Below are 9,000 nucleotides of genomic sequence, written 5' to 3' on the forward strand. Positions count from 1 at the left end.
TCATGCTGATTTGAATCGATGAAGGATTCCAGTGAGGAGTACGTCTATTAACGCATCCAAGTGGCGATTGAATTCGTCGTGCTCAAACCAGGGTTCGTTCTCACCAAACACGAGCCGCAGCGACACCATGCCGTGAAGGCCTTCCCAGAAGATTTGAGCGGTGGCTTCTGCCTGGTCTGGCGCAATCTGTCCTGCCGCAGCTAGATCAATGAAGAACTGGCAGGCAAAGGCATATGGATCCTGCGCCAAATTTCCATGTTCAACACGCGAGCTTTCCACCGGTGCGTGGGGCCGACGCTCCATGAAGACCAGTGCGTACTGGTCAGGGTGGCGCATGCCGAAGGTTACATATGCTCGTCCAACACGACGAATGTTTTCCAGAATTGGCAGGTCTTCATCGACCACATTGCGCATGGCTTTGACCAGGTCGAGCAAGTCGCTGTCCATCGCCTGAGTGATCAGGGTGGCTTTATTCTGGAACAGGTTGTAGACAACAGTCGTAGAAAAGCCCGCCTTCTCCGCGACTTTTCGCAACGTGATCTCGCGCGCGCCGCCCGTTTTGATCAAGGCGCGCACTGCTTTGATGATGTCCTTGCGACGTTGTTCGGACTCGCGGAGTTTGCGCAACTCTACGCTGGTTGATTTGTTCATTCAGTCCATTTTTCGGGGAGCGTTCGCGGCTGAGACTACCATGCAGTCATCAGGCATAGCAACGGAAACGCTGAGTTTTCAGGTTGAAATCATTGGTTTTTAATCAACTTGGTGAAGTAGACTTCAGGTACTGCGTACTTTAAACTGTCGCTCTTTGTCCGCCGTGCAGCGCGAACTCACCCAGAGATAAGTAAGAATGAAACTCACGGAAGACTCCCCAGCGCATGCGCAACAAGACGGCATATCGCCAATACTCCAAGGCAACGAAAAGCGCGCCGCCATCGTTAGCAAGAACTTCCGCCGGGAGTTTGCCAGACACTTGGAAGGCCCGGGGACGACGCCGTTGCTGCTGAATGGCGATGCACTCAGTGTGTTGCGCGAACTGCCTGATGAGAGCGTCGATTTTGCCATGACTTCACCCCCTTACTGGGGCAAGCGAGAGTATGAAAATGGTGGACTCGGACTGGAGCCTGATTACCGTGACTTCGTCAAGGACTTGGCTGCCATACTCCTTGAATTGAAACGTGTGTTGAAGTGGGAGGGGTCGTTCTGGCTGAATCTCGGCGACACTTACAATGGCAAAGGACTGGTGGGAGTGCCGTGGCGAGTCGCATTCGAACTGATTGATAACCAGGGCTGGATACTTCGTAACAGCGTCATCTGGAACAAACTCAAGGGCGGCATGGACAATAGCAAGGACCGCCTTGGGAACGTGCATGAGAACGTTTTTCACTTCGTAAAAAAGGCGAAGGGCTACTACTACAACGCCGATGCGATTCGATCCAAGCCTCGCGAATCCAAGGTTGTGAATGGCGCAATCGTTTCCGCGACTGGCGTTTCCGGCGTTCGCTACAAACGACAAATCGAATTGTCTACAGCTCTATCCGAGGCTGAAAAAGTAGCTGCCACAGCGGCGCTTGAGAGCATGCTCGCCGATATTGGGGCAGGGCGTGCATCTGATTTCAGGATGGTCATTAGAAAGCAGCACCGGACTACGCACTCCGACAGTGAAAAAATTTCGGGTCGAGCCAAAGAACTCCGCGACAAAGGGTATTACTTCTTGAAGTACCATCCGAAAGGAAGTAAGCCTTATGATGTTTGGGATGTTATTCCGGAAGACACTCAAGGCAGAGACGCACATTTTGCACCGTATCCGGTTGATCTATGCGTTCTTCCACTTTTGGCGACCTGCCCTCCAGGTGGAGTCGTAATCGATCCATTCTGTGGAACCGGGACCACCCTTGTCGTCGCTAAACGGCTCGGGCTGAAATCTGTTGGTATAGATATTTCACGACGTTACCTGGAGCTGACCAGCTCACGCCTTGGAGCAGAATAATGAGTAAAGTTGTTGAGTTATTTGGCCGTTCGGTAACGCAGTCTGGTATCGATTGGAAAGACACGGTTGCGCAGCAAAAGTGCAGTTATACCAACAAGGCTTGCTACAAGACTCGGAAGAGTGACCCGGATACTGCGATAGGTTCATGTACCGTCCTCTACGGGAAAACGCCAGAGCCAGTTATCATCTGCCCGAAGCGGCTCATTGAGCGTCGACAGATCTTTACGGACTGCTTCCATCTGCTAACAACTCATGAACCTGGAAATGAGCTGCACATAATCTCGGAGGTCTCAATCCCTGGCGGAAGTGTCGATCATTTCTTGGTTTCCGCCAAGGACGGCAAAGTAAAGGACTTTGTAGGAATTGAGCTTCAGACTCTTGATACGTCAGGCACTGTCTGGCCCGAGCGCCAACGCCTCCTCCGTGAACTAAACGTTGCACGAGGTGACGATGGGGAAAGTTCAAAAAAAACCTTCGGTATGAACTGGAAAATGACTGCGAAGACGATCTTGGTGCAAATGCACCATAAGATTCAAACGTTTGAGCATGTCAATAAGAAGCTCGTGCTTGTTGTTCAGGATAAGCTCCTTAGCTATATGGGCCGAGAGTTCAAGTTTGACCATCTGAATAGCCCGGCCCGGCTTGGTGACTCCATGCATTTGCATGCGTATGGCCTGGATATGCAGGCAGATGGAGGCCTGAGGCTTAGCATGAAATCGCGCCTCAGCACTGATGCGGATGGAATTGGGGTTTGCCTTGATTTGCAGGCAGAGGCCAAGGTAGAGCTGGAATTAATTATCGAGGCTATCCAAGCCAAGATATCCGATGCGACCCTTTTTGTCCCGGTATGAAGTAGCCTTGAGCCCGCGCCTGTCGCGAGACCTTTTTCACTGTAGACGAATGGCGGTATCAAATATCCAGGTGCGGCGGATCTCGATCACGTCATATTGACGCGCGATAGCAGGCGGAAAAGCGCCGTAAGGTGCATAGCTCGTTATGACTTTTCGAATCGCGTCGTCGATTGATGGGACACCGCTAGAAACAACAAAGGTCACCTTCTCCACGGAGCCATCGGCGCGGATCGCGACCGTCACCATTGGTGAGACGTGCCGTTGTTTCACCACTTCGCGAACCATGTCGAATGCCATGTTCAGCTCGAACTTCTTGCTCATGGCTTCCGCATACTGAACCAGATCGACATTGGGGTCGGCGCGACCGAAGAGCCATCCGCGACGCTGGCCGCTGACCGTTGGCAGCAAAGACTTTGACGGGTTCTTCAGCGCCGCATCGCGCTGGGCAGCTTCTTCGTTGAGCTGCCGCCCGATCGCGCGCAGGCGCTCTTCGCGCTCAGCCTCCTGCCTGGCTTTTTCAAGCTGCACTTGTTCTCGTTTGGCCTGTTCAAGGCGCGCGGCTTCTTGCTTAGCCGCTTCTTGTCGAGCTGCCGCTTGCTTGATTTCGTCCTGACGCGCAACCTCTTGCTGCTGCGCCTGACGCGCCGCTTCGAGTTGCGCTTGCTTTAGCTGTTCTTGTCGTTGGGCTTCAGCCTTACGAGCGGTTTCCGTTCGTGCCAGCTCGGCACGTTCCTGCGCCTGCCTGGCAGCCTCCTGGCGTACCTTCTCATCCAGCTTTGCCTGCTCTCGACGAAGTTCCTCTTGCCTGGCTAATGCCTGGCGTTCGGCCTCCTGTCGCAAGGCTTCGTTTCTGGCCACCTGTTCGGCACGGGCAGCTTCCTGGCGGAGCTGCTCTTGGCGTGCCGATTCGAGCTGCGCTTGCCTTACCTGTTCTTGTCGGAGCGCCTCCTTGCGCGCAGCCTCGGCTCGGTCATTCTCCTGGCGGGCGGCCTCTTGCCGCAGCTGCTCCTGACGCGCCGCCTCGCGTTGGACATCCGCCATCAGTTCCGCCTGTCGCAGTCGTTCTGCTGCCAGCTTTTGTTGTTCGAGTTTGGCCACTTCCAGCGCTCGTTCGCGCGCTTCATTCTCGAGCTGCTTTTGCGCTACATCGCCAGCGTTATCGGGGACAGGTGCTTCGCGTTCCTGGATGGGAATACTGCGTACCGTGGAATTTGGGGGCGCATCCACAGGTGCCGTGACCGGGGGAATCGGTGGAGGTAATTCGATCCGCTTTTCCGCCTGTGTGACCGATGAAGGCGTTGGTGCCGGCGCTGGAGCAGGCGGTGGTGGTGGAATCAATACGGCGCGCGACTCGCTATTCCCGATCGCAGGTGGCGGCGAAGTCATTGACGCTTCGGGGCGTGCCACAGCGGGCCTTTCAATCGCGGCGAGCACTGGATTGGCGTTGACGGTCTGCGCGGCGTTTGGTGCCGGTGGTGGTGTCGATGCTGGAAGCGCCGGAGGTGGCGGTAAAAGCAGAACTTGCAGGTCATTGGCACCCAAGCGCCGTTCCTGCCAAGGGAATTTGAGTGCGGGGAGCCCGAACGTATGTCCGCCAAGCGTGATGCTCAATAATAGCCCGTGGATGATGGCGGAGATCACCATGGCCGTGCTCAATCGCCAGGACTCGCGCTGGAGGCTATTTGGCCGGCTGACTGTGATCGCTGAGGACATCGGTACAGACTATCACAAAGGCAGCGGCTGTTGATCAACTGTCAACTAGAAGGAGGAATATGCAACACTTTGATCACAAGAGCTGCCTTTTGGGATGGCCGCTATCCAAAAGTCTACCCACTTCGGCGACCCGTTTGATTTCCGGATCTGTTATAGCTTTCTTTCGACGCGGGCTTCGAGAGTGCGTTTGATACCGCGAGCTCGGAGGAATACCGAAAGCGAAACAAGTCCGCCAATAAAAACGGGATTCAGTAACAGAGCCCCAACGCATACTTTCCACGCTCCGCTATCACTCAATTCATATTCATTGAGCTTGGCCTGCACGAAGTATGCATTCAGCGACATGAACGCATAGCTGAGGAGAAGCATGGCGATATCTGCTAACCAAACCTGGGGCATCACTGAATAGCCACCGAACACGATCATCCAGTAAACGGCTAATGCCGGGAGATAAACCATCAATCCCCATCCAAGGCACTTCACGCGGCCATCGTTTTCCAATTCTGCCCAACTAGGTTGTGGCTTGAACAGCGGGGCTGTTACGCCCCTTGCTCGAGCCGCTGCTAAGGCCTGTTCCAACGTTGCGGGTTGTTGATCCATGGGAGGTGGCGTGGCGCTCATGGTTAGTACGGCTTGGCGACGATCAGGTTGATTGGTACTTCAACTGTCGTGAGGTCACGATAGGACGAGACTTCGAGTTTGCCGGCGCTGATTGGACCGCTGAAGCGCCACTGCGCGCTAACAGCCGTCCCGTCGGTCCGGTTTTCCCTGGAATACCCACCGCGTTCTGCGATGATGGTGGAGCCGTCAGCTTTGAGGATTTTCATGGCGGCGATACCCATCAACCGTTCATCGCCACTCAGGGTGATGGAAGTCGAATCGATGTTGGAGATGACGGAATTACCCAGGCCCACATCGATCTTGGCACCGACCTTCGGCTGGAATGCCACGCTGGTGCGTGCAATGGAAGTTGCGACCGGCAGCTTGAGGTAACCATTAAAGGAAACGCCTCTCACACCACCATCGGGAAGGCGGGAAATAGAGAGAGACACCAGCGTCTTCTTGCCGTCCTCGCTCACCTTTCGGAAGCTCGATGCTTTGACAGTTCCCAGTGATACCTGGGGCTTGTTCGGTACGATCGCCGATGCAGTGATTTTGGAATCGTCGTTGCCGAACGCTGGAATGTCCGCGATCAACCGGTCCTGGAAGATGATGACCGCGTGCGTCTCAACCGATTCCTGGGCTCCGAGCGTTGCGAAGGGAACCAGGTTCTTCTCGCGTCCTGGAGGCGCTTCCATGAATGTGGCGCCAATCTGTTTGACGGTGACTGCGGGAACACCGGCTGCAAGAGCCGTACTGGATAGAAGCGAAAGCAGTAATGCCGGCAAGGTGTAGTTCATCGTTTCCTTTTTACTAATGTGCCAGATATAAAAAAGCCCATGGATTTCCATGGGCTTGATCACTCGAACTACTGAGCGTGTCGACGTATCCAAAAACGGGCACACGCATTTCCGTTTCCATAGGGGAGCGCCAAACTTATTAAAGCGTTATTTGGCACAAAGTTGCGCACAAATTGGCACACCGATCTTGAACGAAACAAGTTGCGTTTTTGGGCTGTGCAAACAGCATATCTTGTAAGTATCTCATAAAGATGATCAAACGTCTCTTGCCGGTGCGGCCTGGTGCTGTGCGCAGCCGGCACCGAATCAAACATCCTGGCGTGCAGGGGGATGGCTGCAGGCCAGGTCCGGAGTGCTAGCGCGCTTTTCTGGACAGTGATGGCTTAACCAAGTCTTTGTTGAAGGCATGTCTATTCGCCTTTCGCGTCATTCAGTGCATGGTGGCCGACCAAATGAGGCAGCAAAGTGTCCATGAAATCCAAGCGGATCAGGGCAGGTCGAGCGTACGTTGCGCAGTCAGTGGCTCCAGATCGAGACCAATCTTGAGGATCGACTGCAGGCTGGACCAGCTCACCGCGTTGAACTTGAGGGCGCGTGCGCAAGCTGCATCCAAGCGTTCGACGCCATACTTCTACAAAAAATGACTGCATAATGTTAAATTTTAGTCAACATTTCCTAATGGTGATTGCAACTCAGGCCAGTGTCATGGAGTCTATTGCGCTGGTCAAACTAGTATCAGATAGTCGGTTCGATCGATATGGGAATTGAAAAGTGTTGCCAGCGATCGCGTGGACTAAATTTGGGCTATAATTAGTCTAGCAGTTTGAGGCATCCAACCAGGAGCGCACTATGGATATCACTGAACAAATCAAGCCCATTTCCTACCTGAAGTCCCACACTACCGAGATTGTCAGGAAATTTGACGAAGAGGACAACGGCCCCATGATCATCACTCAGAATGGCGAAGCTAAGATGGTTGTCATCAGTATCAAGAGCTATCAGGAGGCTATTGAGCAGAGGAAGTTGAACGAGGAACGGATGGCGTTCATGAAGTTGCTCGCACTCGGCACCAAAGAAATCGCAGACGGCAAGTTTGTTTCTGAAGAAGAGTTCTTGGATGAGATGGATAGGGACTAATGACTAAAATTATTGTTCTTGATAGTGCAAGAATTGATTTTAATGATATCAAGGCGGGGTTCAAGAAAACTCACTCCGCAGCGCGATTTGACCAGTTCAAGCAATCCTTTAAAGACCTGTTCGCGCAAATGAAGCTGTTTCCTCTGGCTGGAGTTGTCCCAGATGAGTGCGCAACTTTAGAGCTGGTCATCAGACAAAGGGTTGCCGAAGACATAAGGGTGATTTATGAAGTTAAGGACGACACGATCTTTATCCGTATGTTCCTTTCGACGCAGAGGGACTTCTTAACCCATCTCGTAGCTCGGATGCTCAGACCTTGAAACGAATGCCCTCGAAGCGAGGGCTAGTCATGAAATGCGCGCGCAGATAGCGCTGGACTTAAGCAGTCTGAGATTTCCGGTCCGGTTCGTCCGGACAATGAATGTAAGAAATCGATCGCTACCCAAGTTTCTGAAACGAACGATACACTCGGGGCCAATACGCAAGACCAATGCGCATCCTAGCGCGACTTTCTGGATAGGGATGGGCGCTGCTGCACTAAGCTTCGGTTGAAGGCATGTCGATTCGCCTTTGCGTCATTCAGTGCATGGTGATCGCGCAGGCGGTTGTCGATGAAGTACATCTGCAACGCCAGCGGATCTATGGAGGGAAAGACATTCTGCCCGCGAATCCATTCGGGCACTTGATAGCGCAACGCCTGGCAGAACAGGCGCCAGTCGCCAGTCGCCATCGTAGTCAAAGCAAATGACAGGCGCGCTCCTAGCGAACGGCGCAAGCCAAAGATTCAGCCTATCGCATAGTTCGTCGGCCGTACATTGGGCGCCATCGATGGTCCCAAGTTGCGGGAGTACGGTCTCAATCACGAAGGTGTTGCACTTTTCGCGGTTGACTGGAAGTTCGGCATAAAACTCGTGTTGGCCGTCCTCAGTCACCAGCGCAATGCTAATTAGCTCGGGAACATTGAAGTCGGTGAATTCGGTATCGACAACAAAAATTAGCATCAGACGTTGTATGCATTGACGCTCCACAGTTCTGGAACTGGCAGCAGTCATATTGATGGTGAAGCGCGCTATTTTTTTGCGTTTAAGGCCATAGCCTTTGCTCGGCGCAAGATCTCCTCTTTTGCCTGTTCGTGTGTGATGAGCCCATCCTCGATACCCTTAAGAAGGTCGAGAGCATGATCGCTAACTTGAATGTTATCGACGGCCAAGATGGCTACTGCTTGCTTGGCGCTCCACGATCTCAATTCCGGTTTCCTTTTCATACCCCTCCCTATCTCTCTACGACTGCTCAAAGCCCGATACTGATAGTCCATTGTGCGAAAATACGATGAGACAGTCTGAACGCGGCTCCGGACACAGAGGCTATGGAGCTTGGTTCGGAACTGGCCATATCGATACGTATCGATTACGACTTCCCCTAGACGGGGGAATGCAAGTATGCTTTGCGGGCCATAATGCCGTCATACGGCGTCGGCGGGAACAAGTCGTTAGAGCTGCGCATGGATGACAGCGAACGCCTTGTCACCTCGCTTGTATCCTTGGCGCGGGCCAGAAAAATGCGTAGGCGTCGAAGCTAGATTTCTCATTTCGGTGACGTGGAAGATCTTCCAGCCGGTGAACTCGCCAGAATCGCTACCACCACCGACTTGATACGCGCGTAGAGCAGGATGGCCCTTTGTATCCACCCCATATGTATGCGGTTCCACAGTGCGCGAATAGCCGTCATAGATGAACGACAGGAGCTGCTTGTTCTTAATGGCTGATGGGATCATAAAACCTCTTACGCGCCATAGAGCGCAAATTCCCCCCCCGTGTCAGACTACTTGTCGGGTAATTCAATCGCTTTGATTGGAACCTGGCCAAGGGCCTGGCGCGTCGCGAAATGCAGTTGTCGCCTCGGAATCGACATC

10 protein-coding genes are annotated in these 9,000 nt (G+C 53.4%); 4 read left to right on the top strand and 6 right to left on the bottom strand.

Annotated elements, in window-relative coordinates; genetic code table 11:
* Complete coding sequence (locus tag ASD58_RS17445) at nt 1–651, bottom strand: TetR/AcrR family transcriptional regulator (RefSeq protein WP_082565494.1); 651 nt, start codon at nt 649–651, stop codon at nt 1–3.
* 196 nt (nt 652–847) lie between these two features.
* Here ASD58_RS17445 and ASD58_RS17450 point away from each other — a divergent pair, with 196 nt between their 5' ends.
* Together ASD58_RS17450 and ASD58_RS17455 are read left to right on the top strand one after the other, a co-directional pair.
* Nucleotides 848–1,987, top strand: a complete 1,140-nt coding sequence (locus tag ASD58_RS17450; RefSeq protein WP_057262496.1) for a site-specific DNA-methyltransferase — start codon at nt 848–850, stop codon at nt 1,985–1,987.
* On the top strand, nt 1,987–2,838 hold the full coding sequence (locus ASD58_RS17455; RefSeq protein WP_057262497.1) for a NotI family restriction endonuclease: 852 nt from the start codon (nt 1,987–1,989) through the stop codon (nt 2,836–2,838). The genes ASD58_RS17450 and ASD58_RS17455 overlap by 1 nt, the downstream gene beginning before the upstream one ends.
* Nucleotides 2,839–2,874: 36 nt before the next feature.
* Here the strand turns inward: ASD58_RS17455 and ASD58_RS31310 are convergent, their stop codons facing one another.
* The 3 genes from ASD58_RS31310 to ASD58_RS17475 form a co-directional block, all read right to left on the bottom strand.
* Complete coding sequence (locus tag ASD58_RS31310; RefSeq protein ID WP_156401335.1) at nt 2,875–4,482, bottom strand: TonB C-terminal domain-containing protein; 1,608 nt, start codon at nt 4,480–4,482, stop codon at nt 2,875–2,877.
* A 219-nt stretch (nt 4,483–4,701) separates the two neighbouring features.
* Complete coding sequence (locus tag ASD58_RS17470; protein WP_156401336.1) at nt 4,702–5,172, bottom strand: hypothetical protein; 471 nt, start codon at nt 5,170–5,172, stop codon at nt 4,702–4,704.
* Nucleotides 5,173–5,174: 2 nt separating this feature from the next.
* Nucleotides 5,175–6,014, bottom strand: a complete 840-nt coding sequence (locus ASD58_RS17475; protein ID WP_057262503.1) for a hypothetical protein — start codon at nt 6,012–6,014, stop codon at nt 5,175–5,177.
* Nucleotides 6,015–6,800: 786 nt separating this feature from the next.
* Between ASD58_RS17475 and ASD58_RS17480 the strand changes: the two genes are divergently transcribed.
* Both ASD58_RS17480 and ASD58_RS17485 read left to right on the top strand, forming a co-directional pair.
* Entirely contained in the window at nt 6,801–7,088 is a 288-nt protein-coding gene (locus ASD58_RS17480) for a type II toxin-antitoxin system Phd/YefM family antitoxin (RefSeq protein ID WP_057262505.1), read from the top strand.
* On the top strand, nt 7,088–7,408 hold the full coding sequence (locus tag ASD58_RS17485) for a type II toxin-antitoxin system RelE/ParE family toxin (RefSeq protein ID WP_057262506.1): 321 nt from the start codon (nt 7,088–7,090) through the stop codon (nt 7,406–7,408). Before ASD58_RS17480 ends, ASD58_RS17485 begins: the two co-directional genes overlap by 1 nt.
* 179 nt (nt 7,409–7,587) lie before the next feature.
* On the opposite strand, the gene ASD58_RS17490 is transcribed toward ASD58_RS17485, so the two are convergent.
* Together ASD58_RS17490 and ASD58_RS17500 are read right to left on the bottom strand one after the other, a co-directional pair.
* Nucleotides 7,588–7,818 carry a hypothetical protein gene (locus ASD58_RS17490; protein WP_057262507.1) on the bottom strand — a complete coding sequence of 77 codons (231 nt, stop codon included), beginning with the start codon at nt 7,816–7,818 and terminating at the stop codon, nt 7,588–7,590.
* Between the two features lie 759 nt (nt 7,819–8,577).
* Nucleotides 8,578–8,862, bottom strand: coding sequence for a hypothetical protein (locus ASD58_RS17500; RefSeq protein ID WP_057262509.1), 285 nt, complete (start codon nt 8,860–8,862; stop codon nt 8,578–8,580).
* Nucleotides 8,863–9,000: the final 138 nt, after the last annotated feature.

It is taken from the genome of Duganella sp. Root1480D1 (genome assembly GCF_001427305.1).
Classification (GTDB): Bacteria; Pseudomonadota; Gammaproteobacteria; order Burkholderiales; family Burkholderiaceae_D; genus Rugamonas.

Coding starts and splice junctions, on each gene's coding strand:
- ASD58_RS17445 (WP_082565494.1), bottom strand. CDS start 651: ATGAACAAATCAACCAGCGTAGAGTTGCGCAAACTCCGCGAGTCCGAA.
- ASD58_RS17450 (WP_057262496.1), top strand. CDS start 848: ATGAAACTCACGGAAGACTCCCCAGCGCATGCGCAACAAGACGGCATA.
- ASD58_RS17455 (WP_057262497.1), top strand. CDS start 1,987: ATGAGTAAAGTTGTTGAGTTATTTGGCCGTTCGGTAACGCAGTCTGGT.
- ASD58_RS31310 (WP_156401335.1), bottom strand. CDS start 4,482: ATGGTGATCTCCGCCATCATCCACGGGCTATTATTGAGCATCACGCTT.
- ASD58_RS17470 (WP_156401336.1), bottom strand. CDS start 5,172: ATGAGCGCCACGCCACCTCCCATGGATCAACAACCCGCAACGTTGGAA.
- ASD58_RS17480 (WP_057262505.1), top strand. CDS start 6,801: ATGGATATCACTGAACAAATCAAGCCCATTTCCTACCTGAAGTCCCAC.
- ASD58_RS17485 (WP_057262506.1), top strand. CDS start 7,088: ATGACTAAAATTATTGTTCTTGATAGTGCAAGAATTGATTTTAATGAT.
- ASD58_RS17490 (WP_057262507.1), bottom strand. CDS start 7,818: ATGGCGACTGGCGACTGGCGCCTGTTCTGCCAGGCGTTGCGCTATCAA.
- ASD58_RS17500 (WP_057262509.1), bottom strand. CDS start 8,862: ATGATCCCATCAGCCATTAAGAACAAGCAGCTCCTGTCGTTCATCTAT.